The sequence below is a fragment of the Streptomyces gelaticus genome, from assembly GCF_014649535.1.
GTDB classification, from domain to species: Bacteria; Actinomycetota; Actinomycetes; order Streptomycetales; family Streptomycetaceae; genus Streptomyces; species Streptomyces gelaticus.
Window position 1 is genome coordinate 1 of record NZ_BMTF01000108.1, and the last position, 602, is coordinate 602.

At 69.4% G+C, this 602-nt stretch carries 1 protein-coding gene; it reads left to right on the forward strand.

Annotated elements, in window-relative coordinates; all coding sequences use genetic code 11:
* Positions 1-602 (forward strand): putative phage tail protein (locus IE107_RS34600; protein ID WP_506004921.1); only part of this gene is annotated, 602 nt, incomplete at both ends.

Sequence of the window (602 nt, forward strand, 5' to 3'; positions counted from 1 at the left end):
CCTCGGCCTCGTCCCGCCGGAATCTGTTGCGGGCTTCCGGTCTGGCCGGTCTGGTCATGGCCGGCTCGGCCGTGGCCGCCGGCTCCGCCCAGGCCGCACCCGCACACACCGGTGATGTGCTCCGGGTCGACACCGTCGCCGCACTGCGCGCACTGAACACCAAGCCGCTCGAAGACGGCACCCAGGTCCTGATCGCCGGCTACCACACCCCCGGCGACGGCGGCACCATGGCCGTGCGCTGGGACAAGAAGTCCGACGCCACCCACAACGGCGGCACCGTCATCGCCCCCACCGGCAACAGGACCACCGGCCGCTGGCACCAACTGCACACCGGAACCCTCGACTTCCGCACCTTCGGCCACTTCGACGCGAAGACCCCCGCCGACGCCGCCCTCGACGCCATGATCGCCGACAACAGCGTCCACCGCATCGAGGCCCACACCGACCTCCTGTTCACCAAACGCCACCTCTTCGACCGCTCCAACATCGAACTCGACTTCGGCGGCCACCGCATACGCACCGAAGGCATCGAGAAGAACACCCACGACAACCCCTTCGGCGCCGTCCTCTCCTTCCGCGGCACCGTCACCGACACCACCGTC